Source organism: Corynebacterium oculi (genome assembly GCF_001412105.1).
GTDB classification, from domain to species: domain Bacteria; phylum Actinomycetota; class Actinomycetes; order Mycobacteriales; family Mycobacteriaceae; genus Corynebacterium; species Corynebacterium oculi.
On sequence record NZ_LKST01000003.1, the window covers coordinates 140,662 to 167,373 of the forward strand.

A 26,712-nucleotide genomic window follows, 5' to 3' on the forward strand; every position below is an offset into this window, starting at 1 on the left:
CAGAGATAGTGTGGAGCCTCCTTTAATAATGGCCCCAAGGATACTCCAGGCTCCCCTTTATCACCCCCGCCTATCCACCAACCTTTTCAGCTTTCGGCTAGAGGCGGCGTATTCAAATTCCTCGGGGGAAATCACGCGCGCTTCCACGCTCATTAACCCCTCTTTACAGGCGAGCCTAAGGTGGGGGACGTTATCAAGCAAAGCCTCCCGCGCTGTCTCCGCAGAGAAGCGGCAGGCGGTGGCGTCGATAAGCACCACAACGTGCTCGCGGTCGCCGCGCCACTCCACCTGTACCTGCACGTCCCCGGCGTAGCCGCAGCGCTGGGCCAGGGCGTCTACAAACGCCTGGTAGTGGAAGGAGCGGCTGCCCACGCGGATCACGTCGCCGTAGCGGCCCAGGAGTTCCACGCGCGGCAGCAGGCTGCCGCAGTCGCAGGGCCTGGGCACGAGGCGGCCCAGATCCCCGATCTCGTAGCAGCGTAGGTTTTGGCCGGTGCGCAGCAGGGAGGTGAACACCAGCCTGCCGGGTTCGCCGGGGATCATGGGCTCGTCGCGGTCGGGGTGCAGCACCTCCGCGTCCACGAGGCTGGCGTGCAGGTGGTGGACGGAGCCGGTGCAGTGCTGGCACTGGTATCCCAGGGGGCCGAGGTCGGTGCTGCCGTAGGTGGCCGAGCGGATGGTGGTGATCCCAAACTCCTCGCGCAGTACCTCGCGCTGGGTGGGGTGGAGGTGCTCCCCGCCGTAGTAGAGGGCGCGAATACCGCCGTACCGCAGGAACGCCTCGCGCTGCTCGTGAAGCAGCCGCCACAGGTGGGAGGGCATGCCAAAGAGCGTGGTGGCGCGGTGGCGGATCACCAGTTCCGCGATGCGGGCGTAATCCGGGTCGGCGGGCATGGCGATGGGCAGTTGCGCGGCGCCGAGGTGTTCCAGGGTGGTGAAGAAGCTCAAGAAGCCGCCGTACATGTTCCCGCCCACAAAGAGGTTGGCCACCCGCTCGGTGGCGGGGTCGAAGCCCGAGGCGAGCAGACCCTCCGCCACCGCGCGCATCTGATCGGTGTAATCCCGGTAGGTGTAGGCGGAGAGGGCGGGGGCGCCGGAGGAGCCCCCGGACTGGAAGAGAAGTTCGGTGGCGGCGGCGGGCAGGTGCGGCAGCGAGTCCTGCACCTCGGCCTTGCCGATGAGCGGAAGCCCCCGTGGGCGCACCGGATCGGGCTGGGGAAGGAGATCGTCAAGGGCTGCGATGGTGCGATATGCCTCCTCGGTGCGGTGCACGGAGACCCGCCGCGAATAGCGCTGGAGGGGGTAGAGGCCGTCGTGCGGTTCGCCAGGATAGCCTGCGATCATGCTTCCGCAGGAGGTGACGCGGGTGACCCCGGCGGTGATGAGCCGGCGGGAGAGGTCCGCGACCTCGGCCGGGGTACCGGTCACGGCGGCGGTTTGCAGGTAGCGGCGCATGGGGTGCAGCACCTCCACGATCTGCTCGCGGGGCAGGGGCTTGACCCACAGGCTGCGGTAGAGCGGGGAGGCGGTTAATGCTTGACGACGATCCGCGATCACCCGCCACCGCCCGGCGGGATCGGCGTAGACCTGGGTGAGGCCCAGGTGTTGCTCTAGTTCCGCCACGCGCTGCACGGTGGTGATCTCCGCGCGCTCGGCCTCGGAGGGGGTGAGGTCGGAGGGGGCGATGCCGCCGAGCCGGGCGGCCAGGCGTTCGCTTAGGCCCGTGACCTCAGCGAAGTCCTGGGTGTCGAGGTAGATCACCTGGGGGCTGGAACAGGCCTGCTGGGCCAGGGCGCAGGTATCCGCCACCACGGCGTCGAGCGTGGCGTCATCATAGGCGGCCTGGGCGGTGAGGTAGGCGAAGGAGATGCGGTGGCCCCAGGCCACCACGCGGCACCCGGCCGGGGCCAGGGCGCGCAGCGCGTCGATGGCTTCCTCGCCGCCCCAGGCGGCGATCCCGTCGGCGTGGCGGCACAGCGCCGCCAGCCAGTCCTGTTGCCGGGAGGAAAAGGAGAGCACGATGATGCGACGCGCGATGGCCCCGGTGGGGTCCGCCTCCGCCAGCGCGGAGAGGATCGCCACGGAGGCATCGCGCTGCCCGCTGGCGGTTTTGAGCACGTTCATGTTCCCCGTGAGCAGCCCCTCCACCACGCTGAGCGCCCCCACGGCTGGGGCGTTGCCGGGGGCTACGTGCACGAGTAATCCGAGGGGAACCCAGGCCTCGTAGATTGTGCGGTGCGCGTCCGGGCGGCCCAGGCGGTTGGGGTGGACGCGATCGTCCAGCTCCCGGAGCAGGCGACTCTCAAGGGTGCTGCGGGAAAGAGACGCCACCAGCGCGTCTAGCGTGGCGGGGCCGAGGAATCCCAGGCGGGCGCGCAGCGGGGAATCGGCGGCGAGTTGCTCGCTGAGCGCCGCGCAGGCATCGAGAACCACCCGGGGTGCAAGCGGGGTGGCAAGCGCTTGGCGGGTGAGCGCGTCGAGGTCATCCAGGCGGGAAAACGCTTGGTCATCGGTGAGGGTTTCCCCTTGCCAGAGGTGAGTCATGCGCGTCCTTTCAACAGTTCGGCGGCGGCGATGGCGCAACTGCGGTTGCGGCTTACCCCGGCGCGGCCGTGCAGGGCGATCCAGTCCGTGTGCGCCCCGCAGCCGCATTCCTCGGCGGGGTGGGCGCTGGCGATGTCCCCCATGAGCACGCTGTGCGCCGGAACGGAGGTGATATACGGGCTCATCAGGTGCAGGAATCCGCGCCGCCCGTGCGGTAAGGGGGCAAGCGTGGCGACGTCCCGGATCACCGCGCGGGACCACACCGGCAGGTGCAGGCGGTGCCGGGGGCATTCCACCACGGGCACGCAGTGTTCCACGGAGCCGAAACTATCCCGGATACGCTCGGGCGCGATACCCAGCGTGCGGGTGATGAGGGCGCGCAGTTCCTCCCGGGGGATCTGCTTGTCCGCGTGGTTTTTCCACCCCCCGCCCAGGAATACCAGGGATTCCGGGGCCAGCCGCAGCGGGCGGTATCCCAGGGCCTCCCTGCGCCGCAGGATGGCGGTGAGAAAGGCCGGGAAGCCGAAGATGCGCAGCGGGACGGCGTCGGCAGCTGCGCGCTCGATGGCGCGGATCGAGCCGAAGGGATCGAACTCGTGCGCGGGGGTGTCGCCTGCCGCACTGCAACAGCGCAGGGCGTAGGTGACGTGCCGGGCGGGGGCGAAATCGCAGAGGTAGGTGTTGGTAAAGGAGGTGCCCACCTTGAGGTTGCGCTGGGGTTCGTAGCTCAGCAGGAGGTAATCCACCTCCTGCTGCGGGGTGTGCCAGCCGTAGTGATCAAAGATGAACGCCACCATGCGCTGCGCCGAGGAGATGGACCACCGGTCGAAGAACATCTGGGACTTCTGCCCGCTGGTGCCCGAGGAGGTCAGGTGCACGGCCACCTGCTCGCGCGGGACGGAGAGAGTTTCGTGCCGCTTGAAGAAGGCGGCGGGAATGGGCGGGGCGGCATGGGGATCGGCCTCTGTGAGGCTGCGCCAGAACTCGTTGCGCGCGCGGTGCCAGGCGTTAATCTCCTGCATGGCGAGGTCGAAGAGGCGCACGGAATCCGGGGTGAGGGTGTAGGGGGCGCGCAGATCGCACAGCTCTTGGAGATGCGGCAGCGCCTGCGGATCGGGAACCCGCAGGGGGGCGAGGTAAGGGGGAGTCATGCTGTTTCTGTTTCCTTGGGGGAGAGAAAGGCGGCGACCTCCGCGCAGGGACGCACCGCACATTCCTCCACGGCGATGTGGGAGTGGGCGAGGATCACGAGGTCATGGAGGCTATCGGCACGGCGGCGGGCGGCGGGGTAGTACGCCGCCGGGGCCATGCCCGCCGCCAGGTACGCTTGAACGTCGGTGACGGCGCCGGTGCGATCCAGGGGCACCGAGGCCTCCACGTAGGTGATGCCCTTGCGCTGCAACTCCGCGTAGAGAGCGGGGGCGATAAGAGGCAAAACGCCGGGGTGCGGCCGCACCTCTCGCAGGTGCGCGCTACTGGCGGCGGCGTTGAGATCCAGGGCGAGGTGCACGGTAAGCCCGGCGGCTGTGGTAGCCGTGGCGAGGTATCGGTGTTGATCCACCGGGTGCAGCGAAACCGTGGCCGGTGTTGGAGAAACGGCAGTGTGATCCAGGTTTGCCAGCGGGGGATGCGCGTCCGCGAGGGAGAGATTGCGCAGGGCGCGCGAGTATAGAGGCATGAGCCCGGCGGGAAGAACCGACGGAGCCGACCTGCGTTCCACCGCACCCGGCGCGTGACGCACGAAGAACCCCAGGCTTTCCTGCCGCGCCAACCTGGCCGCGCCGGGCAGCACACCGGTGGGGTGAAAACCCTGATCCATCACCACCTCCTGCGCGCGCGGGGAGCACAGCCGCACGGTGGAGTAGGCGGAATCCAGGGTTCCGCTGGCAAAGGCGGCCTGACACGCGGCGGCGGAAACACGGTGGGCCAGGCCGCGCCCGCCGTGATCCGGGTGCACCGCGATCCCGCCGAGCAGCCCCACTCGCCGCTCGGTGTCCACCAGCACCACGGCGGAGGCGATCAGGCCGCCGTGTTCATCGCGGATCACCCGCCAATGGGTAGAGGGCAGCGCCAAGAGGCGCTGGGTTTCCGCGAGATCCCGGCCCAGGGCGAGGGGGTAGTGGCCGCCGTAGACCTCCTGGAACAGGCGGATCAGGGCGGGGGCGTCCTGCACGGTGGCGATCATGCGCGCTTGTCCTTTTCCTCTTTCAAGCGGGAGGCCACCCGCCAGGCGGCCAGGGCCACGGGAAGCAGCCCGGCCCCCTGAATCAACAGCAGGAGGCGCACCGGAAGCACGTCCCCCAGCGAGCCAAAGACCAGGGAGGATACCGGCAGGGTGGCGCTGATGAGCGCCTGCATGACGGCGAAGAACGCCGGCTTATCCGCGGCCGGGACGCGGCGCTGAAAGTAGGAGACAAAGCGCACCCCGATGGCCCCGATGCACGCCCCGGCCACTACCAGGCCCACCACGGCGACCCACGGGCGTGGGAGGAGGCCCGGGGCGGCAAGCCCCAGGGCGGCCAGCGCCAGCCCGCCACCGCCGATGGTGCTCAATCGCAGCCGAAGCCGGGGCCCCAGGGCGGCCCCCAGCATGGTTCCCGCGCCCAGGGCCGCCTCGAAGGCGGAGACGGTGGCCCCCGTGGCCTGGAGGGTGCTGCGGGCAAAGAGCGGAAGGAGCACAAAGACCGCCGTGCTAAAGAAGTTCGCGGCGGTAAAGCACAGCAGCATGTGGCGCACCGAGGGCAGCCGACGCAGCACGCGGCCCGGACGGGGTGCCGGTTGAGCCTTCGAGTGACCGCCGGACGCCCGATGAGGGAAACGGCGCGTGGCGATGAGCACGGCGGCCACCAGGTAGGCCGCAGCGCAGAGCCCCAGCAGGCCGGAAAGGCCCGTGGCCTCCACCACCAGGGGGCCCAAGAACCCGCCGCTGAGGCTGGCGATGGACTGGGTGGCCAGCTGGAATCCGGTGGCGGGCTCCATGTCCTCATCATCCACCAGTTCGGGAATGGAGGTGGTGAGGCAGGGATCAAAGACGGCCTGGCAGGAGGCCAGCAACAGTGCGAGAACGCAGAGCACCTCGAAGGGCAGCGCCCAGCTGTGGCTGAGTACTGCGCCCACCCCGGCCAATAACCCTGCCGCCCCCGCCATCGCGGCAAGCAGGCCGCGGTGGTCATACCGGGCGATGAGGCGGGACACAACCGGCACGAGGGCCACGGCGGGCACGGTGGCGGCCATGAGGATCACCCCGGACTGGCGGCCGGGATTCATTCCGCCGACGCTGCTCACGATCCACCACACCACGCCCACCTGAAAGACCCGCGCGGCCGCCTGGGTGAGGAACTGGCCCACCCACACGGCGGCGAAGGCCCGGTTGCGCAGGATCACCGGCGCGCTCATGCCAGCGGCCTTTGCTCGACCACGCGCAGGAGCTTGCCCGAACGCGGGTGAGTGGCCAGATCGCGGTAGTGCACCCACTCCACCGCCAGGGGAAGCACCTGGTGATGATCCACGGCCTGCGCGTAGGCGGGCCGGGCGCGCAGCACGGCGTCGATCATGCTCTTGCCCAGGGCCGCGTGGCGGAGGGGATCGGGGTGGGCCGTGGCCGCCCGCAGCACGAGCCCGTCGAGACCGTTCTTGCGCACGGCCACCAGTTGCAGGGCGGTGATGTCGCGGGCGGAATCTACGTGCTCAACCACGGCGTGTACGTCCTCGGTGTACATCGTCACGTACGCGATGCGCAGGGCGTCGCTCGTGCGCCCCATGAGGCGGAAAGTTGCGTCCGCGTGGTTTACCCACTGGGCCCTATCCCCCACGGGATACCGCACGATGGGCATGAGGCGGCGTCGCAAGTCCGTGACCACCAGCGCGCCGGGCCTACCCGGCTCGGTGATGGGCGCGCCGGAATCCTCATCGACGATCTCCGTGAGGGTATAGGGCCGCCAGCCGCCATGCACGCGCCGATCGTCCCCCGCAACCGGCCTGCCCAACAGGCCGGCGTCCACGCTGGCGTACCCCACGGAATGCACGCGGGCGTGGGGGAACGCGGTGCGCAGGAGGGGAAGGCGATCCCCAAAAAGGAGTTCCCCGCCCACCAGGATCAGTTCTACCTCGGGGAGGGCGCGGCCGCGGGCCTCCAGGTGTTCGGCCACGGTGATGACGGTGCTGGGCAGGGCCGCAATGGTGGTGATCTTGAACTCAGCCAGGGCGTGCGCCAGGTATTCGGGGCTCAGCGCCCCGCCGAAGGGAAACCGGGTGGTGGCGATGGGGCACTGCGCCAGGGAGTCGAGGATAAAGGTAAAACTCGCGTAGAGATCGCCCGCGTAGAAGAGGTTGGCTACCCGCGCCCCGGGCCGGATGCCGGTGTCCGCGAGCCCCTGGCCGAAGGCTGCGCAAAACTCCCGCCACTCCTGGGTGGACCACCAGGAAAACTTGGGGTTTCCGGTGGTGCCGCCGCTGCGCAGCACCAGAGCGTCCGATGGCGGCGCGGTGAGCACGGCGTTGTTCTCCGGGTGGTTGGCCCGCCAGAACGACGCCACATCGACGATCGGGAGCTCTCCGAGCGAGGGGTTGTCCGGGAGATCGCGGTAGAGCTGGCAGTAGAAGGGGGAGCGGGCACGGACGAAGGCGAGGTGCTCCGCGAAGGGATAGGTGGGCATGGTTGTTTCTTTACTTGCCTGGGAACTTTCTATTCAGGGAACTATCTTTCATCGCCAGGGCGGGGAGTGCATGCGGAAACAGGGGGTGGAATACCCCCGCGGCCAGCGCCGTGTGGGGACGGCCGCACATAATTGACCTTTCTTGCGGTGGGCTGGGAAATTATGGGCGTCCGGGGAATATCCGATGGTTCCCTGGTGGTTGGGCGCGGGGCGGGATAATCTCCTGTTGCCGGTGGTGCGGGGGAGATTGCGGTGGCGTAGCGTTCTTGTTTTTTAGGGTGTGGTGCGTCTTACGGTCGGAGATGAGATTATCTCTGTGTCCTTCCTGTGAGTTTTTGGTATGGCAGCACTTTTTACCCCCGTGGCGGGGGAGCCGGGGCGTGTGTCCTGGACATTATTAAGTCTCCTAAAGGAATTTTTTTACTAGACCTCTTTTCTTGGTATTGGGGGAATGTGATGCGTGATGTAAGGTTAGCCGCGAAAAATACACGGAGCCCGATTGTGGAGCCCGGTTGTGGAGTCCGGCCGCGCGCCACGGCGGACACGGAGGAAGGATGATCGACATGGTGATGCCCTGTTGTCCAAGGAGAAGCGCGCCTCGCGCCTGGCGGGCCTGATGGCCGCCCTGTCCGTGGCCATGACGCCGCTAGCCACGGCGGCCACCGCCAACGCGGCCGTCCCGCTGCGCCAAGGGGCCGCCATCTATTCCTACTACGGGGCGGGATGCTCCCTCAGCATCGCCGATACTTCCACCGCCTACACCGCTTTGCACTGCGGCGATGACATGTGGAAGGTGGGCGATGAGGTCAAGGCCCGCACCGGACACACGGTGGGCACCATCTCCGCCCTCGGCTCCGATCTGCCCGAGGGGCAGGAACTAGACGTGGTCAAGATCGACCTCGCGCCGGGGGTGAAGATCAGCGGCGCCTACGCCGGGGTGGGGGATTCCGCTGCCCTGAAAGAGGGCGATCGGGTGACCTTTTATGCCCCCGGGAATCGCGGCATGGGCACGATGGTGGACACCACCCCCACGTGGCGCTCTCTCCAGAGCGATAACAAGTATCCCTCCTACCTGATTACCGCCGATATCCAGACCTTTGGTGGTAACTCCGGCGGCGCGCTGCTCAACGAGAAAGATGAGCTGGTGGGCGTGCTGGCGGGCGGCAACCGGAAGAATCGCTCCTACTACACCCCGATCAACGAGATTCGGGAACTCCTGGGCTAATCTTCCGGGCTACTTATGGCGTGGTGCGCAGGGAGCACCCGCGGATCACTCCCCGGCATTCCGATTGCGGGGAGTGATTTTATGCGTTTTATGGCCGGGTAAAGGTGCTTGAGGAGGAACTCGGCTCTCACGATCCCGCAAAATCCCGCACGCCGCCCCATAGCGATCATAATCACCGTTTTAGCCACACTCGACGCACGTTCCTGAACTGCATAAACAGAAAAAGGTTTTGGTGGTGAATCCCCCCCGATTGGCTTCCCCACCAGGACTCGAACCTAGAATGACGGTACCAAAAACCGTAGTGTTGCCGATTACACCATGGGGAATAGCGGGTGAACGCTCGGTCACGCGCGCTTATACACTGTAGCGCATGGTGCAGCACCGGGCGCAATTGCCGTGCCCCGGCACAGCGCCGGGAGGCCCCGGAAGGTTGGGAGAGGGCGTCGAAAAGCGGGCGCGTAGAGTGGGACAATCCGGGCGGGTGCGGTGTGCCGCGCCGCCTCGCGGTGAGTCGGGGAACCCGAACGAAGTTATCTGAGGAAGTAAGGAATAGTGACGGTGGCAGACCACGGTACCGCGCAAGCCCCCGCCCTGGCGGGCCTGCTCAAGGTTGTTGGCGAGGACCCCAAGATTCAGGGAATGCTCACCCACGTGGGGGAGCAGGAGTTACACCTTACCGGCCTGGATCAGGCGCGCCCCTGGGTTATCGCGGCGTTGTCGAGGAAGGCGCCGGTCATCGTGGTCACGGCCACGGGCCGGGAGGCGGAGGACCTCAGCGCCGAGTTGCGCGCCATGCTGGGGGATAAGGTGGCGTGGTTCCCCTCCTGGGAGACGCTGCCGCACGAGCGGTTGAGCCCCGGGGTGGACATCGTGGGTCGCCGCGCGGAGGTGATACAGAACTGCTCGCGGTACCGGGTGATCGTGGCCGCCGCGCGGGCGATGAGCCAGCCCTTCCTGAAGGAGGTGGAGGGGCGCGCCCCGATCGTCGTGCGTGAGGGAGAGGAGTACGCCCTGGGGGAATTCACCGAGCAACTGGTGCTCCGCGCCTACGAGCACGTGGACATGGTGGCCAAGCGCGGCCAGTTTGCCGTGCGCGGCGGCATGGTGGACGTGTTTCCCACCACGGGAGATTACCCGGTGCGCGTGGAGTTGTGGGGCGATGAGGTCTCGGAGATCCGCCAGTTCTCCGTGGCGGATCAGCGCACCCTGCCCGAGGGCCGGGTGCCGGGGGTGGAGCTGTATCCGGCCCGCGAGTTGCCCATCACCCCCCAGGTGGCGGCGCGGGCGGAGGAGTTGGCCAGGCGGTATCCGGGCAATCCCACGCTGGTGGAGTTGTTGAGCAAGATCGCGGCGGGGCAGCCCGCCGATGGTATGGAGGCCCTGCTCTCGGTGCTCAGCGATTCCCCGCTGGCGGTGTTGCCGGAGATAGTCCCGCAGGGCGCGCACATGGTGTGGGTGACCCCGGAGAAGGTGCGTTCCCGCATCGCGGATCTGGAGGCCACGGATCGGGAGTTCCTGGAGGCCGGGTGGGAGGCCGCGGCGATGGGGGCGCAGGGGGCCGCCCCGATTTCCGCGCAGGGCCTGGATCTCACGGCGAGTTCGTATCGTTCCTTTGAGTCCCTGCGCGCCAGCGCGCGCCGGGCCGGGGTGCCGTGGTGGACGTTTTCTCCCCCCGGCATGATGGAGGGCCTGGAGGAGGATACCCTGCCCCTGGACTTCGAGGCGGCCCCGGCCCCGCGCGGCGATCTGCCCAAGATCGAGGAGATGATGGGTCTGCTGCTGGCGCACACCAACGGCGGCGGGCGCGCGGCGTACATCACGCCCACGAGCGGGGCGATCAAGCGCATGGTGGAGCGCTTTGCGGAGCAGGGGATTCGCACGCATGTGGCCACCCTGGCCTGGGAGCCGCGCGCGGGGGAGGTGACCCTGTATCAGGCGCTCAGCCACGCGGGCCTGGTGTTTTCTGAGGCGGTGGTGCTCACGGAGACGGATCTCACGGGCAACCGCGTGGGCGATATTGCCGGCGCGAAGCGTCGCCCGGCGCGGCGTCGTCATCGCGTGGATCCGTTGGCGCTGAAAACGGGCGACTACGTGGTGCATGAGACGCACGGCATCGGGCGGTTCATCAAGATGGCCGAGCGCAGCATCAAGGCGGGGGACGAGACGTCGCGGCGCGAGTACATCGTGTTGGAGTATGCGGCGTCGAAGCGAGGTCAGCCCGCCGATCAGCTGTGGGTGCCCATGGATTCGCTGGACTTGCTGAGCAAGTACACCGGGGGTGAGGCCCCCACGCTGTCCAAGATGGGCGGCTCGGATTGGAAGAACACTAAGAAGAAGGCGCGCGCGGCGGTGCGCGAGATCGCCAGCGAGTTGGTGGAGTTATATGCCAAGCGCCAGTCCGCCCCCGGCCATGCCTTCGCCCCGGATTCGCCGTGGCAGCGGGAGATGGAGGATAACTTCCCCTACGTGGAGACGGAGGATCAGATGGCGGCTATCGACGCCGTCAAGGAGGACATGGAGCGCTCCACCCCGATGGATCGCGTGGTGGTGGGCGACGTGGGCTACGGAAAGACCGAGGTGGCGGTGCGCGCGGCGTTTAAGGCGGTGCAGGACGGCCGTCAGGTGGCGGTGTTGGTGCCCACCACGCTGTTGGCGCAGCAGCACCTCAAGACCTTTGAGGAGCGCATGGAGGGCTTTGCGGTGAATATCCGGGGGCTTTCGCGCTTTACCTCCACGGCGGAGGCCAGGGAGATCGTGGCGGGCCTGGCCGATGGCACCGTGGATGTGGTGGTGGGCACGCACCGGCTGTTGCAGACGGGCGTGAACTGGAAGAACCTGGGGCTCATCGTGGTGGACGAGGAGCAGCGTTTTGGTGTGGAGCACAAGGAGCACATCAAGGCGCTGCGCAGCCACGTGGACGTGCTCACCATGTCCGCCACGCCGATTCCGCGCACCCTGGAGATGTCCATGTCCGGGATCAGGGAGATGTCCACCATCTTGACCCCGCCGGAGGATCGCCACCCCGTGCTCACGTATGTGGGCGCGGAGGAGAGCCAGCAGGTAGCAGCGGCGATTCGGCGGGAGTTGCTGCGTGATGGCCAGGTGTTTTATATCCACAACAAGGTGCGCGATATTGAGAAGAAGGCGCGGGAGTTGCGGGAGTTGGTGCCGGAGGCCCGCATCGTGGTGGCGCACGGGCAGATGAGCGAGGAGATCCTGGAGCGCACGGTGCAGGGCTTTTGGGATCGGGAGTATGACGTGCTGGTGTGCACCACCATCGTGGAAACGGGCCTGGATATTGCCAACGCCAACACCCTCATCGTGGAGAATGCGCATCACATGGGGCTGTCTCAGCTGCATCAGCTGCGCGGCCGGGTGGGGCGTTCCCGCGAGCGCGGCTATGCGTACTTTTTGTATCCGCGCGGGGCCACGCTCACGGAGACCTCCTATGATCGGCTCTCGACGATCGCGCAGAATAACGATCTGGGCGCGGGCATGGCGGTGGCCATGAAGGACTTAGAGATGCGCGGTGCCGGTAACGTGCTGGGCGCGGAGCAGTCCGGGCACATCGCGGGGGTGGGCTTTGACCTGTACATGCGCCTGGTGGGGGAGGCGGTGGAGACGTACCGCGCCCTGGCCAGCGGGCGGCCCCTGGACGCCACGGAGCAGGGGCCCAAGGAGATTCGCATTGATCTGCCGGTGGACGCGCATATCCCGGAGGGGTATATCAATTCCGAGCGGTTGCGCCTGGAGGCGTATCGCAAGATCGCCGCCTCCTCCTCGGAGGAGGATTTGCGGGCCATCGTGGTGGAGATGAGGGATCGCTTTGGCGAGGTGCCGCGCGAGGTGCTGCGGCTGCTCGCGGTGGCGAGGCTGCGTTACCAGGCCCGCGCTGCCGGGATTACCGATATTGGGGTGCAGGGAACCCGGATCAAGGTGCACCCGGTGCAGTTGCCTGATTCCAAGCAGGTGCGGTTGCGGCGGCTGTATCCGGGGGCGACGTATCGGGCGGCGGCGAAGGCTATTCAGTTGCCCTTCCCCAAGGCGGGGCCGAAGGTGACGGACCCGAGGCTGCGCGACGAGGAGTTGTTGCAGTGGGCGGCGGACGCCGTGACCTCGCTTTTCGACGTCCCGGCGGTGAACGTGCGCGGCGGTTCTGCGGGGGCGAAGCGGGGGAGGGCGGTGGTCTCCGTCAGCGAATAGGGCCGCGCGGGGGCGCATACTGATTGGTGTGACCTATCGCTCATTATGGGTACTGCCTATCGCCGCGACCTGGGGGTTGTGGCGATGAGGCCGGGGTTTGGGGGCCGGGGGTGGATGTATTTTCATTTTCATGCATGATATTCCCCGTTTTTGGCGTTTGTTCGCTTCTGATTCTTGTGCGCTATTACCGCAGGGTATAGCGTATTTTATGAACCGCCCATGAGGCGGAAGGTAAAAGAAAAGGAGAAGCGCCGTGAAAACGGATAACGCCAACAAGGGCTTGTCTTTCTTTGCTCTCCTCGCGCTCGTGGTTGGTTCAATGATTGGCGGCGGAGTTTTTTCTTTGCCGCAAAATATTGCCGCCGCAGCAGCGGCGGGACCGATCATCATCGGCTGGGCCATCACGGGCACGGGCATGATCTGCCTGGCCCTGGTGTATCAGTTCCTCTCCCTGCGCAAGCCGAATCTGGATAACGGGATTTATGCCTATGCCCGTGCCGGGTTCGGCAGCTATATGGGGTTTAACTCCGCGTGGGGCTATTGGCTCTCCGCGCTCATCGGTAACGTGGGGTATTTGGTATTGCTCTTTTCCACCCTGGGAAAGTTCTTCCCGATCTTCCAGGGGGGAAATACCATTCCCGCGGTATTGTGCGCGTCCATACTGCTCTGGCTCACCCACGCCCTGATTCTGCGCGGCGTGCAAACGGCCGCCCTGGTCAACGCCATCACCACGGTGGCCAAGGTGGTGCCGCTGGTCACGTTCATCGTGATCGTGGCGGTGGGGTTCCGCTATGACCTCTTCGTGCATGACTTCTGGGGTCAGGAGTCCGGCCTGGGCAGCGTGATGGAACAGAGCAAGGCCATGATGATGGTCACCGTGTGGGTGTTCATCGGCATCGAGGGTGCCTCCATTTACTCTCAGCGGGCGCGGCGTCGCAGCGACGTCGGCAAGGCCACCGTCGTGGGCTTTGTGTTCATGCTCGCCATCCTCATCGCCGTGAACCTCCTGTCCCTGGGAATCATGGAACGCGCGGAACTCGCGCAGCTTCCCGATGCCTCCATGGGCGATGTCCTCTCGGAGGTGGTGGGCCCGTGGGGCTCCTGGTTTATCAGCGCGGCCGTGGTGATCTCCCTGATGGGTGCGGTGCTGGCGTGGATTCTCCTGTGCGGGGAAACCATGCAGGTGCCGGGCTCTGATGGCACGATGCCGTCCTTCTTCGGACGCCTCAATGACCGGGGCGCCCCATCCCGGGCGCTGTGGGTGACCAACATCGTCACCCAGGTCTGCCTCCTGCTGACGTACTTTTCCTCCGATGTGTACCTGAGCCTGGCCACCCTGGCGGCCGCCCTCATCCTCGTGCCGTACCTGCTTTCCGCGCTGTATGCGCTGCTGGTGACGCTGCGCGGGGAGGGCTACGCCCCGGAGGAACACCGGGCCCGCTGGCGCGATGCGGCGATCGCCGCCGTGGCCACGGGGTACGGCATCTGGCTGGTGTACGCGGCCGGAACGCAGAATCTCCTGCTGGCCGCGCTGCTCTACCTGCCGGGCCTGGGGGTGTACCTCTGGGCCAAGAAGGAATCGCATGCGCGCCCGTACCTCGCCTGGTTTGAATACATTATTCTTATCGTCCTCGTGATCGGGGCCGTGCTTGGAGTAATCGGCATCGCAAGCGGCAGCATCGCGCTGACCCCATGAGTCATTCCCCAGTGAGAAGATGAGCGAGAGAAAGGTTTGAAGGATATGTCTATTGCGATGGGCGCATGGTCGGAGGTGGGCAAGCTCCGCCGAGTGATGGTCTGCGAACCCGGCCTAGCCCACGAGCGACTCACCCCGAGCAACGCCGCCGACCTGCTTTTCGACGACGTCCTCTGGGTGGAAAAAGCAGTGGAAGATCACCGCCGCTTCCAGGAGGAGATGACCTCCCGGGGCATCGAGGTGCTAGAAAAGCACGCCCTGCTCACGGAGGTGGTGGCCCAGCCGGAGGCCCGGCAGTGGCTCCTGGAGCGCAAGCTCTCCCACAACCAGGTGGGCTACGGCGTGGGCGCGGAACTGCGCTCCTGGCTCGGGGAGATGGCCCCGGCGGACCTGGCCCGATACCTCATCGGCGGCATCGCCTATGAGGATCTGCCCCAGGACTTCTCCGGGCAGATCACCGAGGAGATCGCCAAGGCGCACGCGGGCACGGAGTTCCTGCTCAACCCGCTGCCCAACACCCAGTTCACCAGGGACACCTCGGCCTGGGTCTTTGGCGGGGTATGCCTAAACCCCATGTTCTGGCCCGCCCGCCGCCAGGAAACCCTGCTGGATCAGGCGATCTACCGCTTCCACCCGCTCTTTGCGGAGGAGGACTTCGAGTTCTGGTACGGCTCCGATTCCCAGGATCCGCAGGATCACGGCCTGTCCACCCTGGAGGGTGGGGACATCATGCCGCTGGGCAAGGGCGTGGTGCTGGTGGGCATGGGGGAGCGCTCCTCCTGGCAGGCCATCTCCCAGATGGCGGCCGCGCTCTTTGCCAAGGGGGCCGCCCAGCGCGTGATCGTGGCCTCCATGGCCCCGGATCGGGCCTCCATGCACCTGGACACGGTGTTTAGCTTCCTGAACCTGGATACCGTCACCGCCTACAAGGAGGTGGTGGACTCTATCCGCCCCATCAGCCTGTATCCCGCCGCGGACGGCGGCGTGGAGGTGCGCGCGGAGACCAAGCCCTTCGTGGACGTGGTGGCCCAGGCCCTGAGCCTGCCGGAGCTGCGGGTGATCCCCACCGGCGGCAACTCCTTTGCCGCGCAGCGCGAGCAGTGGGATGACGGCAACAACGTCGTGGCCCTAGAACCCGGAGTGGTGCTGGGCTATGACCGCAACGTGCACACCAATGCCCTCCTGCGCGAGGCCGGGATCGAGGTCATCGAGATCGCCTCGGCCGAGCTGGGCCGTGGGCGCGGCGGCGGTCACTGCATGACCTGCCCCATCACCCGCGAACCCGTCGAATACTAGATAATCCGTCTCACTCTTTCCCCGAAAGGAGCCATCATGCCCGTCAACCTCAGCGGCCGTCACCTGCTCACCCTCCTGGACTTCACCCCGGAGGAGATCCGCTACCTCATCGACCTCTCCCGCCAGTTCAAGAACCTCAAGCTCACCGGCACCCCGCACCGCTACCTGGAGGGCAAGAACATCGTCTTGCTCTTTGAAAAGACCTCCACGCGCACCCGCTGCTCCTTCGAGGTGGGTGGCATGGATCTGGGCATGGGGGTGACCTACCTCGATCCCGGCAGCTCGCAGATGGGCAAGAAGGAGTCCATCGAGGACACCGCCCGCGTTCTGGGCCGGATGTATGACGGCATCGAGTACCGGGGCTTCGATCAGAAGAACGTGGAGATCCTGGCCGAGTACGCCGGGGTACCCGTGTGGAACGGCCTGACCACGCAGTTCCACCCCACCCAGATGATCGCGGACATGCTCACCGTCTCCGAGAATTTCCCCCAGGGGCTGAAGGGCCTCAAGCTCGTGTTCATGGGAGATGCGCACAACAACGTGGCCAACTCCCTGATGGTGGTGTGCGCGAAGCTGGGCCTGCACTTTGTGGCCTGCGGCCCCAAGGAGCAGATGCCGGAGGCGGATCTGGTGGAGCGCTGCCGGGAGATCGCCAAGGAAAGCGGCGGCAGCGTCACGCTGAGCGACGACCCCGAGGCCTCCGTGGCCGGTGCGCACGCCATCTACACGGATATTTGGGTCTCCATGGGCGAGGAATCGGAGGAGCTGTGGAAGGAGCGCATCGCGCTGCTGGAGCCCTACCGGGTGACCGCGGAACTCATGGCCAAGGCCCACGAGGACGCCATCTTCATGCACTGCCTGCCCGCCTTCCATGACACCGCCACCACCGTGGGGGCGGAGATCGCGGAGAAGTTCGGGATCACCGAGATGGAGGTCACCGACGAGGTCTTTGAGGGGCCGCAGTCCCGCGTCTTTGATGAGGCGGAGAACCGCATGCACTCCATCAAGGCCATCATGTACGCCACCCTGTCCTAACAACCCTAGAACAGGGGAGGAGTATTGCGATGAGCACGCAGAGAATGGTGATTGCTCTCGGCGGCAACGCCCTGGGCAATGACCCCGAGGAGCAATTGCGGTTGATTACCTCCACGGCCCACGCCATCGTGGATCTGTTGGAGGAGGGCCACGAGGTGATCGTCACCCACGGCAACGGGCCCCAGGTGGGCATGCTCAAGGTGGCCACGGATTACTCCGCCCAGCACGGCGGCGCTACCCCCGTGGTGCCCTTCCCGGAGTGTTCCGCCATGTCCCAGGGCTACATCGGCTATCACCTTCAGCAGGCCCTGGAAAACGAGCTGGCACACCGGGGGCTGAACAAGCCCTGTGCCTCGGTGATTACCCAGACCGTGGTGTCCGCCAGCGACCCCGCCTTTGAGAACCTGAGCAAGCCGGTGGGCGGGTTCTACACCGAGGACGAGGCCCGGCGCCTGGCGGCGGAAACGGGGCATCAGTACGCGGAGGATTCCGGGCGCGGTTGGCGCCGCGTGGTGGCCTCCCCGCAGCCCCAGCGGATCGTGGAGTCCCCCGTGATCGCGGGCCTGGTGGAAAGCGGCGCCGTGGTGATCTCCGCCGGTGGCGGCGGTATTCCCGTGGTGGAGGGCCGCGATGGCCTCACCGGTGTGGCGGCGGTGATTGATAAGGATCGCTGCGCCGCCGTGATCGCCGAGCAGGTGGACGCGGACGTGTTGATTATCCTCACCGCCGTGGAAAAGGTGGCCCTGGACTTCCACACCCCGCAGCAGCGCGATCTGGCGCAGCTCACCGCTGCCGAGGCGCGCGAGCACATCGAGGCCGGGCAGTTCGCTCCCGGCTCCATGCTGCCCAAGGTGGAATCCTGCCTGCAATTTGTGGAGGGCCACCCTCAGCGCAAGGCCATTATTACATCGCTGGCCTGCGCCAAGGAGGCACTCAGCGGAGTCACCGGCACGGTGGTCACCGCGTAAATAGCCCCGGTGCCCGGGAGCGTGCGGGTGGCGCGCCCCGGCGCTGCGGAGTTATTCCTCGCGATGCAATAAAACTCTTTGGAGAAAATAAAATGCCAGAAACGCCAACGAGGATGGCCCGGCATTCCATGATTATCCGCTTGGTGGAACGCCACGATGTGACCAGCCAGGCGCAATTATCTGCGTTATTAAAGGAGGTGGGAGTTAAGGTAGCACAATCCACCTTATCCCGAGACCTAGAGGAATTGGGTGTGCGCAAGGTGAAAAACGCCGCCGGGCACGCGGTGTATATGCAGCGTGAGGCGGACGCCGCCCTGCATTGCGCGGGTCCCAGGGAGCGGCTGCGCAAACTGGTGGCGCGCACCATGATTGGCCTGGAAGTGGTGAATTTTGGGGTGTTGCTGCGCACGCCCCCGGGCGCGGCGCAATACCTGGCCAGCGGGATTGATACGGCGGGCCTGCCGGAGGTGGTGGGCACCATTGCCGGGGATGACACAATCCTGGTGCTGGCGCGCGAACCAATGACGGGAAAGGATCTCCGCGAGGTATTTATTCACTGAGAGATAAGCCATGATTAGTGGTGTGGGATAAAGCGCTGTGCTAGCGTGAAGTGAGGCGAGGAAAGGTGTGTTATTTTCTCGCCTCATATTGAGACATCCTTTAAATAGCCGCACAGAGAGGCGGGGAAGGAGGTCACGATGAGCACACACGGACACGAGGTAGAGCTGCTGAGCGCAGCGGACATCAAGCGCACCGTGGCGCGCATCGCGCACCAGATCATTGAAAAAACCGCGCTGGGATCCAACCAGGGGGATCGGGTGGTGCTGCTAGGCATTCCCACAAGGGGAGTGCCCCTCGCGCAGCGCCTGGCCCAGTGCATCGAAGAGTTCTCGGGGGAAAAAGTCGCGGTGGGGGCGGTAGACATCACCCTGTACCGCGATGACCTCGCCAGCGGGCCGCACCGCACCCTGCACCGCACCGATATTCCCGCCGAGGGGATCGACGGCGCCACGGTGGTGCTCGTGGACGACGTGCTGTTCTTTGGCCGCTCGGTGCGCGCCGCGCTCGACGCCCTGCGCGAACTAGGCCGCCCCGACTCCGTGAAGCTGGCGGTGCTGGTGGATCGTGGGCACCGTCGCCTGCCTATCCGCGCGGACTTCGTGGGCAAGAGCGTGCCCACCTCGCTGAGCGAGGACATCGACGTGCTGCTCGATGAGAACGACGGCCGTGACGCGGTGCTGTTGCGCCGCGCGAACAATGCGGAAAACAGCGAGGAGAACGCCCGATGAAGCACCTACTCAGCATTGCCGATCTCAGCGCGGAGGAGATTACCTCCCTGCTCGATGAGGCAGATAACTTCCAGAAGCTCCTCGCCGAGCGGGAGGTCAAAAAGCTCCCCACCCTGCGCGGCAAGACGGTATTCACGCTCTTTTATGAGAACTCCACGCGCACGCGCTCTTCCTTTGAATTGGCGGCCAAGTGGCTCAGCGCGGATACCGTGAATATCTCCGCGTCCTCCTCCTCGGTGCAAAAGGGCGAATCCCTGCGCGATACCGGCCTCACGCTCAAGGCCGTGGGCGCCGAGGCCATCATCATGCGCCACCCCTGCTCCGGGGCGGCCGCCCAGCTGGCGCAGTGGGTGGCCCCCGGCGGCGAGGGCCCCTCCGTGATTAACGCCGGCGATGGCCAGCACGCCCACCCCACCCAGGCGCTTCTCGACGCCCTGACGATCCGCCAGAAGCTCGGCGGACTCAAGGATCGCAAGGTGGTTATCGCGGGCGATTGCCTGCACTCGCGCGTGGTGCGCTCCAACGTGGAACTGCTCAGCAAGGTCGGCGCCCAGGTGGTGCTGGTGGCCCCGCCCACTCTCCTGCCCGTGGGCGTGGAGACCTGGCCGGTGGAGACCTCCTATGACCTGGATACGGAGATCACCGACGCCGACGCCGTGATGATGCTGCGCGTGCAGCAGGAGCGCATGCGCGGCGGGTTCTTCCCCTCCGCCCGCGAGTATGCGGCGGGCTATGGGCTCAGCGAGCGTCGATTAGCAAAAATGCCCAAGGGTGCGCTGGTCATGCACCCCGGGCCCATGCTGCGCGGCATGGAAATTGGCTATGATGTAGCAGATTCCGAGCAGGCCGTGGTGCTGCAACAGGTGACCAATGGCGTGCACGTGCGCATGGCCGTGCTCTTTGCCACCGTTCTGGGCGAATAACACAAGGAGACAATCACATCATGGCAACCGATTATCCGCAGACCGGCCCGCTCAACGCGCCGGAGTCCGGCACCCTGTTGATCCGCGAGGTGCGCGTGTACGGCGAGGGCGAGCCGGTGAACGTCCTGGTCACCGACGGCGTCATCTCCTCCCTGGACGCCGGGGACGCCACCGCCGACCGCGTGGTGGAGGGCAAGGGCGGCGTCCTGCTGCCCGGCCTGGTGGACATGCACGTGCACTTCCGCGAGCCGGGCCGCGAGGACGCAGAGACCATTGCCACCGGCTCCCAGGCCGCCGCGCGCGGCGGGTTTACCGCCGTGTTCACCATGGCCAATACCACCCCCGTGATCGACCAGCCGGTGCTGGCCGACGCCGTGTGGGCCAAGGGCCAGGAGGCCGGACTGTGCGACGTACACCCGGTGGGAGCGATCACCAAGAACCGCGAGGGCAAGGAACTCGCGGAACTGGGCATGATGGCGCAGTCCCAGTCCCGGGTGCGCGTATTCTCCGACGACGGTACCTGCGTGGACAACTCCGCGCTCATGCGCCGCGCCGTGGAATACTCCAAGGCTCACGACGTCCTGCTGGCTCAGCACTGCGAGGACCCGGCGCTCACCGAGGCCGCCGTGGCGCACGAGGGCCCCACCGCCGCCCGCCTGGGCCTGCGCGGCTGGCCGCGCGCCGCCGAGGAGTCCATCGTGGCCCGTGACCTGCTGCTGAGCCGAGACTACGGCGGGCGCGTGCACATCTGCCACGCCTCCACCGCGGGCACCGTGAGCCTGCTCAAATGGGCCAAGGAGCAGGGGATCGAGGTCTCCGCCGAGGTCACCCCGCACCACCTGCTGCTCACCGACGCCCGCCTGGAAACCTACGATCCCGTCAACAAGGTCAACCCGCCCCTGCGTGAGGATTCCGACGTGGCGGCCCTGCGCCAGGCGCTTCTCGACGGCGTGCTCGACTGCGTGGCCACCGACCACGCCCCCCACGCCGCGGTGAACAAGTGCTGCGAGTTCGACCACGCCCTGCCCGGAATGCTGGGCCTGGAGACCTCCCTGGCGATCATCGCGGAGATCTTCGTCCGCGAGGGCCTGGCGGATTGGCGCTGGGTGGCCAAGGTGATGAGCGAGCGCCCCGCGCAGATTACCAAGCTGCCCGGCCACGGCCGCCCCCTGGAGGTGGGCGAACCCGCCAACCTCACCGTGGTGACCGAGGATCAGCCCTGGACGGTGGAGCCGAGCGAGCTGGCCTCCAAGGCGGAGAACACCCCCTTTGCCGGAATGGAGTTCCACACCAGGGTGGCCGCCACCGTGCTGCGCGGCAAGGTCACCCACGAGGGGTAAGAGTTAGAGCAGCGGCTCCGTATTGGAGACACTGTGCAGCCACCACCGGGAGTTGGGGGAGGAAAGCTGCCTGCCGTCACGGATGGACACGCTTTCCTCCCCCAGCCGGTAGGCGGGGGCGGCGCTGCCGCTGCACAGGAGGAAGGTCTCGGTGGGGTGTGTTTCGGCCTTGACCTCGGAGCCGTTGATGCGTAGCAGGGCGTTCTCGTCCTGCTGTAATTCCGGCAGGGAATCTTCTTTGACCGCCCAGCGCCTCCGCTACCCGATCCTGTGGCGCATCGGAACACAGTGCGACGTACATCTTCCCACTCTTCGCCGTACACGGTGGGTAGGGTGAGGATCACGGTATCGGTATCGCGCTCTTTGGCCGCCTCTTCTGCGGCGTCCAGGAGGGGCTGGTCGCTCTCGGTGGAACAGGCGGCAAGTGCAGCTGTGGAGGCGGTCGCTAGGAAAATGAGGGCGATGGGTCGGGGGCGTCGTGCATGTATTCCTCGTGGCATTGCGGGGTCACACCCTTAAGCGTTGTGATTTATCTCCCTTACGTGAGCCACTATAGGCGAGCTAACGCCCACGCCGCCGTCCTACAGGCTCAGCGCCCCCGTGCCCAGCCCCCACACCGCCACGGCGGAGGCCAGCACCACCACCGTCACCACGGCCCACTCGAAGGGGCTAAACAGCGGCTCGCGGCGGCGCAGCCGGGTGAGAATGTACGGCACCAGGCCGGGAAGCAGGGCGAGCGCACCAAAGAGCACGTAGGTGGGATCGGCGGCGTAGAAGAGCCACAGGGAATACACCAGCGCCACCGCCCCCACCAGTAGGTGCCGCTGGTTGTCCCGGGTGGTCATGGCGGGGCCGGAATCGTTAAAGGCCATGCCCGCCCGGGGGTGGGTCAGCCCGCGCCCCCGGGCCGAGAGCAGCACCAGGTACAGCGCGGAGAAGAGATAGGGCAGCAGGTACAAGATGGTGGCCAATTGCACCATGGAGACGTAGGTGGTCTCGTTGAGGAAGAACACCACCACGAACATCTGGATCACGGCGGTGGATACCAGCTGCGCCATCCAGGGCGCGCCCGCGGCGTTGGTGGCGCCGACCTTGCGGGGCAGGAGGCCGTCGGCAGCCATGAGCATGAGCGGCTCGGCGCAGAGCATCTGCCAGGAAACATAGGCCCCGAGCACGGATAGGCACAGCCCGGCGGAGACGAAGCCCGCCCCCCACGGGCCCACCACCACCTCCAGCACGGAGGCCATCGAGTTATCCGGCAGGGCCGCGAGTTCCTCCTGGGTGAGCACGCCGAAGGAGAAGGTGGACACGCTGACCAGGAGCGCGAGGACGGAGAGGAAGCCGATCACCGTGGCGCGGCCCACGTCGCGCCGGGAGCGGGACTGGCGGGAATATACCGAGGCCCCCTCGATGCCGATGAACACCCACACGGTAAAGAGCATGGTGCCCTGAATCTGCTCGAACACGCTGGCCCCGCTGTTTTGCCCCCAGAAGTCCAGGGTGAAGCGCTCCCAGCTAAAGCCCAGGAAGGCGGTGAACAGGATGAAGGAGACGATGGGCAGCAGCTTGGCCACGGTGGTCACGGTGTTGAGCATGGCGGCCTGCTGCACGCCGCGCGCCAGCACCGCGAAGATGATCCAGGTCAGCGCGGATACGGCCAGGGCGGTGGCAAAGCGGTGCTGCTCGGAGAAGAGGGGAACATAGTGCCCCAGGGTGGTGAAAAAGAGGGTGGCGTATCCCACCTGCGCGATCACGGAGCCCAGCCAGTAGCCCCAGCCGGAGGCAAAGCCGATGAAGTCTCCCAGCCCGGCGCGGGCGTAGGCGTACACTCCGGAGTTGAGGTGGGGCTTGCGGCGGGCGAGAATGTGAAAGACGAAAGCCACGGAGAGCATTCCCACCCCGGCGATGAGCCAGCTGATGAGCATGGCGCCGGGGGCGGTCACGGAGGCGATGTTTTGGGGGAGGGAGAAGATCCCGGCGCCCACCGTGGAACCGATGATGAGCGCCACGAGCGTCCACATGGGGACGGAGCGGGTGCGTTCTTCCTGGGGGCTTCCTACAGTCACCCACCCAATTTATCGGATGGGGGTAGCGGAGATAAACCCGCACGTCCATCATCCCGTACCGTGGTGGGGTGTTAGTGCATAAAACGCTCAGGAAAGGATGAATAATCATGGGTTTCATGGACGAGGCGAAGAAGAAGGCCACGGAGTTTCTGAACTCCGATAAGGCGGAGGAGCAGACCGATCAGGTGCTGGATAAGGCCGCCGATTTTGCCAAGAGCAAGCTGGGCGAGGATAAGGCCGATCAGGTGGATAAGGTGCGCAACGCCATCGATGACAAGATCGGTGGCAAGGGGCGCGAGCAGCAGTAGCCCCATGTTCGCCGTGCTTCTCGACGCCCGCTGGCCCGAGCAGGTTCCCCTGGACGTGTGGGAGCGCTGCGAGGGGCCGGTGCGCGGCACCGAGGAGGTTCCCCACGCCGTGGTGCGCCTGCTGGGGCGGCACCTGAAGCCCGGCGGGGGGACGCTGCTGACAACCAGGGAGGATGAGATACCTCACGATTGCGAGGTGCTGATCGCTCCGAGCCGGGGCGATGCCCTCTTCCAGGCCCGCGCCGTGATGGCCCGTGCCCGCGAGGTGGGGCAGTGGGAGCGGGAGCAAACCCACGCCAGCCTGATCCCTTACCTCCTGGAGGAGGCCGGGGAGGTGGCCCAGGAGGTGCGCGCGGGCGGCGGCGATGCGGCCCTGTGTGCGGAGCTTGGCGACGTCCTCTTGCAGGTTCTTTTTCATGCCCGGATTGCGGAGCAGCGCGGGGCCTTTGACCTGGATGACGTGGCCATGAGCTTTGTGCGCAAGATGCGTTCGCGGGCGCCGTACCTCTTTGACGGCACGGTGGGCGTGGTGCCGGTGGCCGAGCAGGAGCGGCTATGGGCGGAGGGAAAGAACAGGGAGCGCTGCGCTACGATCGACCGTCATGGCGAGTGAAGGACGCAGAGCGGCGGGTTGCGGGTGCGGCGTGATCCTGGCTGTCGTGCTCATCATCTCCCTCGTCGCCTGGGCCTTCTCCGTGTTCAGCGACTCCCCGGTGGGGCGTACTTTGCAGCCGATCCCGGATACCACCCCACCGAACGCGGGGGCGGAGGTACCGGTCATTGACGTGCACGCCGAGGGGCGCACCTCGGATAAGTTGGGCTTTTGGGCCCAGCCCCTCGCCGAGCAGACGGGGATCCCGGAGGCGGCCCTGCGGGCCTATGGCAACGCGGAACTCATCGCCGCCGAGGCCTGGCCGCAGTGCCACCTGCGGTGGACCACGCTCGCGGGCCTGGGATACGTGGAGACCCGCCACGGCACGTACTCGGGGAAGTGGTTCCACCATTCCAGCATCGGGGAGGACGGCGTGGTCAGTCCGCCGATCGTGGGCATCGCGCTCGATGGTTCCCCCGGGGTGGCGGAGATCCCGGATACGGACGGTGGCCGCCTCGACGGCGATACCGAATACGATCGCGCCGTGGGGCCCATGCAGTTTATCCCGGAGTCGTGGTCGCGCTTCGGGCGTGACGCCAGCGGGGATGGCACGGCCGATCCCCAGCAGATCGACGATGCCGCCCTCTCCGCTGCGAACCTGCTGTGCCACGGCCGGGATCTGAGCCAGGCGGAGCAGTGGGAGTACGCGATCCACTCCTACAACATGTCGCAGGAATACCTCGTCAATGTGCGCAACGCGGCGAACTCCTACGCTCTAAGCCAGCCCGCGTCCTAGCGGAGGTGGCTGCGGCGGCCGGCGGCGTCGAGAAGCCAAACATGTTCGGGCATACTCAGACACCCACGCGCGGCGATTTTCTGGAACAATTGAGCAGGGAAGGCGCGCCCAGGGCCGCCCCCGGAAGCAGAAAAATACCGTTTGACATGGCAATAGGAGGCCACGGTGGCTGATATTATGCACGTTTTTGCCCGCGAGATCATGGATTCCCGCGGTAACCCGACCGTTGAGGCGGAGGTATTCCTGGATGACGGCGCTCACGGCGTGGCCGGGGTGCCCTCCGGGGCCTCCACCGGCGTTCACGAGGCCCACGAGCTGCGCGATGGGGGGGAGCGCTACCTGGGCAAGGGTGTGCTCAAGGCCGTGGAGAACATCAACGAGGAGATCGTGGATGAGATCGCCGGCATGGAGGCCGACGATCAGCGCCTGATCGACCAGGCCATGATCGACCTCGACGGCACCGAGAATAAGTCCCGTCTGGGCGCCAACGCGATCCTGGGCGTGTCCATCGCCACGGCCAAGGCGGCCGCGGAGTCGGCGGGCCTGCCGCTGTACCGCTACATCGGTGGCCCGAACGCCCACGTGCTTCCGGTGCCCATGATGAACATCGTCAACGGCGGCGCGCACGCGGATTCCGGCGTGGACGTCCAGGAGTTCATGATCGCCCCCATCGGCGCGGAGACCTTTGCCGAGGCCCTGCGCACGGGCGCGGAGGTGTACCACGCCCTGAAGTCCGTGATTAAGTCCAAGGGCCTGTCCACCGGCCTGGGCGACGAGGGTGGTTTTGCCCCCTCCGTGGGCTCCACCAAGGAGGCCCTGGATCTGATCGTGGAGGCCATTAAGAAGGCGGGCTTCAAGCCGGGCGAGGACGTGGCCCTGGCCCTGGACGTGGCCTCCTCCGAGTTCTACAAGGACGGTGCTTATCACTTCGAGGGTGGGCAGCACTCCGCCGAGGAGATGGCCAAGGTCTACGAGCAGCTGATCGATGAGTACCCGATCGTTTCCATCGAGGACCCGCTCCAGGAGGATGACTGGGAGGGTTACACCGCGCTGACCGCCGCCATTGGCGACAAGGTGCAGATCGTGGGCGATGACTTCTTTGTCACCAACCCCGCCCGCCTGCGCGAGGGGATCGAGAAGAAGGCCGCCAACGCCCTGCTGGTGAAGGTCAACCAGATTGGTACCCTCACCGAGACCTTCGACGCCGTGGAGCTGGCGCACCGCAACGGCTACCGCACCATGATGTCCCACCGCTCCGGCGAGACCGAGGACACCACCATCGCGGACCTGGCGGTGGCGCTGTCCTGCGGCCAGATCAAGACGGGTGCCCCGGCCCGCTCCGAGCGCGTGGCCAAGTACAACCAGCTGCTGCGCATCGAGCAGGAGCTGGGCGAGGCCGCCGTGTACGCGGGCCGCGACGCCTTCCCGCGTTTTCGTGGCTAGGCAGATATAGCTTTACCCTGGGTGGGCGAGCGCATGGCTTGCCCACCTTTTTGTGGTTCGGCCTGGCCTGGGGAGCATAAGGTCTTCTATTGGGTGGGTGGAAACTAGGGAAATACGAAAAATGGTCTTGCATAGTTTGAGCGCCTGATGATTCACGGCTATGGTTTCTCGGCTATGCGCAATCAGGGATATATATCCCTGGTGCCAGGAGTCTTGCCATAGAGTGATCGGATATTTTCAGCATGATGACAATGAAGCGGGTGACTGCAGCCGGCTTGGCCACGGTGATGGCGGTGCTCTGTTCCGTTTCCCCGGCTGCCGCACGGACTGCCT

20 protein-coding genes and 1 tRNA gene are annotated in these 26,712 nt (G+C 66.2%); 14 read left to right on the plus strand and 7 right to left on the minus strand.

Annotated features, from left to right (window positions below):
* Window positions 1–60: 60 nt before the first annotated feature.
* Genes Cocul_RS08125 through Cocul_RS08145 form a run of 5 tightly spaced genes read right to left on the minus strand, consistent with a single transcriptional unit; the run spans window position 61 to window position 7,199 of the window.
* On the minus strand, window positions 61–2,544 hold the full coding sequence (locus tag Cocul_RS08125) for an acyl-CoA reductase (protein WP_055122795.1): 2,484 nt from the start codon (window positions 2,542–2,544) through the stop codon (window positions 61–63).
* Window positions 2,541–3,695: a LuxE/PaaK family acyltransferase gene (locus tag Cocul_RS08130; protein WP_055122796.1), complete on the minus strand. Its 1,155-nt coding sequence runs from the start codon at window positions 3,693–3,695 to the stop codon at window positions 2,541–2,543. The genes Cocul_RS08125 and Cocul_RS08130 overlap by 4 nt, the downstream gene beginning before the upstream one ends.
* On the minus strand, window positions 3,692–4,729 hold the full coding sequence (locus tag Cocul_RS08135) for a GNAT family N-acetyltransferase (RefSeq protein WP_055122797.1): 1,038 nt from the start codon (window positions 4,727–4,729) through the stop codon (window positions 3,692–3,694). The genes Cocul_RS08130 and Cocul_RS08135 overlap by 4 nt, the downstream gene beginning before the upstream one ends.
* Window positions 4,726–5,940, minus strand: coding sequence for an MFS transporter (locus Cocul_RS08140; protein ID WP_069723605.1), 1,215 nt, complete (start codon window positions 5,938–5,940; stop codon window positions 4,726–4,728). Before Cocul_RS08140 ends, Cocul_RS08135 begins: the two co-directional genes overlap by 4 nt.
* A complete protein-coding gene (locus Cocul_RS08145) occupies window positions 5,937–7,199 on the minus strand; it encodes a phenylacetate--CoA ligase family protein (protein ID WP_055122799.1) in 1,263 nt (420 codons plus the stop codon). The genes Cocul_RS08140 and Cocul_RS08145 overlap by 4 nt, the downstream gene beginning before the upstream one ends.
* A 577-nt stretch (window positions 7,200–7,776) precedes the next feature.
* Between Cocul_RS08145 and Cocul_RS08150 the strand changes: the two genes are divergently transcribed.
* A complete protein-coding gene (locus tag Cocul_RS08150) occupies window positions 7,777–8,424 on the plus strand; it encodes a S1 family peptidase (protein WP_055122800.1) in 648 nt (215 codons plus the stop codon).
* Between the two features lie 251 nt (window positions 8,425–8,675).
* Here the strand turns inward: Cocul_RS08150 and Cocul_RS08155 are convergent.
* Window positions 8,676–8,750: transfer RNA gene (locus Cocul_RS08155), tRNA-Gln, on the minus strand.
* 313 nt (window positions 8,751–9,063) lie between these two features.
* Here Cocul_RS08155 and mfd point away from each other — a divergent pair.
* The 9 genes from mfd (at window position 9,064) to Cocul_RS08200 (ending at window position 21,174) form a co-directional block, all read left to right on the plus strand.
* Entirely contained in the window at window positions 9,064–12,627 is a 3,564-nt protein-coding gene (gene mfd / locus Cocul_RS08160) for a transcription-repair coupling factor (RefSeq protein WP_150114445.1), read from the plus strand.
* 253 nt (window positions 12,628–12,880) lie between these two features.
* A complete protein-coding gene (arcD, locus tag Cocul_RS08165) occupies window positions 12,881–14,323 on the plus strand; it encodes an arginine-ornithine antiporter (RefSeq protein WP_055122801.1) in 1,443 nt (480 codons plus the stop codon).
* A gap of 45 nt (window positions 14,324–14,368) precedes the next feature.
* Window positions 14,369–15,619 (plus strand): arginine deiminase, encoded by a 1,251-nt coding sequence (locus Cocul_RS08170; RefSeq protein ID WP_055122802.1) that lies wholly within the window; start codon window positions 14,369–14,371, stop codon window positions 15,617–15,619.
* Between the two features lie 36 nt (window positions 15,620–15,655).
* The gene (gene argF, locus Cocul_RS08175) at window positions 15,656–16,654 is read left to right on the plus strand and encodes an ornithine carbamoyltransferase (protein ID WP_055122803.1); all 999 of its coding nucleotides are present in this window, start codon (window positions 15,656–15,658) and stop codon (window positions 16,652–16,654) included.
* 29 nt (window positions 16,655–16,683) lie between these two features.
* Entirely contained in the window at window positions 16,684–17,622 is a 939-nt protein-coding gene (gene arcC, locus Cocul_RS08180; RefSeq protein WP_055122804.1) for a carbamate kinase, read from the plus strand.
* Window positions 17,623–17,714: 92 nt separating this feature from the next.
* The gene (locus Cocul_RS08185; RefSeq protein ID WP_055122805.1) at window positions 17,715–18,182 is read left to right on the plus strand and encodes an arginine repressor; all 468 of its coding nucleotides are present in this window, start codon (window positions 17,715–17,717) and stop codon (window positions 18,180–18,182) included.
* Between the two features lie 138 nt (window positions 18,183–18,320).
* The gene (gene pyrR, locus Cocul_RS08190) at window positions 18,321–18,911 is read left to right on the plus strand and encodes a bifunctional pyr operon transcriptional regulator/uracil phosphoribosyltransferase PyrR (RefSeq protein WP_055122806.1); all 591 of its coding nucleotides are present in this window, start codon (window positions 18,321–18,323) and stop codon (window positions 18,909–18,911) included.
* Entirely contained in the window at window positions 18,908–19,834 is a 927-nt protein-coding gene (locus tag Cocul_RS08195; RefSeq protein ID WP_055122807.1) for an aspartate carbamoyltransferase catalytic subunit, read from the plus strand. The genes pyrR and Cocul_RS08195 overlap by 4 nt, the downstream gene beginning before the upstream one ends.
* A 20-nt stretch (window positions 19,835–19,854) precedes the next feature.
* Entirely contained in the window at window positions 19,855–21,174 is a 1,320-nt protein-coding gene (locus tag Cocul_RS08200; protein WP_055122808.1) for a dihydroorotase, read from the plus strand.
* A gap of 581 nt (window positions 21,175–21,755) precedes the next feature.
* Here Cocul_RS08200 and Cocul_RS08205 read toward each other — a convergent pair.
* On the minus strand, window positions 21,756–23,240 hold the full coding sequence (locus tag Cocul_RS08205) for an amino acid permease (RefSeq protein ID WP_281176081.1): 1,485 nt from the start codon (window positions 23,238–23,240) through the stop codon (window positions 21,756–21,758).
* Between the two features lie 107 nt (window positions 23,241–23,347).
* On the opposite strand from Cocul_RS08205, the gene Cocul_RS08210 reads away from it, so the two are divergent.
* From Cocul_RS08210 to eno, 4 genes are all read left to right on the plus strand, one after another.
* A complete protein-coding gene (locus Cocul_RS08210) occupies window positions 23,348–23,548 on the plus strand; it encodes an antitoxin (protein ID WP_055122810.1) in 201 nt (66 codons plus the stop codon).
* Window positions 23,549–23,552: 4 nt separating this feature from the next.
* Window positions 23,553–24,161, plus strand: coding sequence for a MazG nucleotide pyrophosphohydrolase domain-containing protein (locus tag Cocul_RS08215; RefSeq protein WP_055122811.1), 609 nt, complete (start codon window positions 23,553–23,555; stop codon window positions 24,159–24,161).
* Entirely contained in the window at window positions 24,151–24,936 is a 786-nt protein-coding gene (locus Cocul_RS08220) for a lytic transglycosylase domain-containing protein (protein WP_055122812.1), read from the plus strand. The genes Cocul_RS08215 and Cocul_RS08220 overlap by 11 nt, the downstream gene beginning before the upstream one ends.
* Before the next feature lie 165 nt (window positions 24,937–25,101).
* Complete coding sequence (gene eno, locus Cocul_RS08225) at window positions 25,102–26,379, plus strand: phosphopyruvate hydratase (RefSeq protein ID WP_055122813.1); 1,278 nt, start codon at window positions 25,102–25,104, stop codon at window positions 26,377–26,379.
* The last annotated feature ends 333 nt before the right edge of the window (window positions 26,380–26,712 follow it).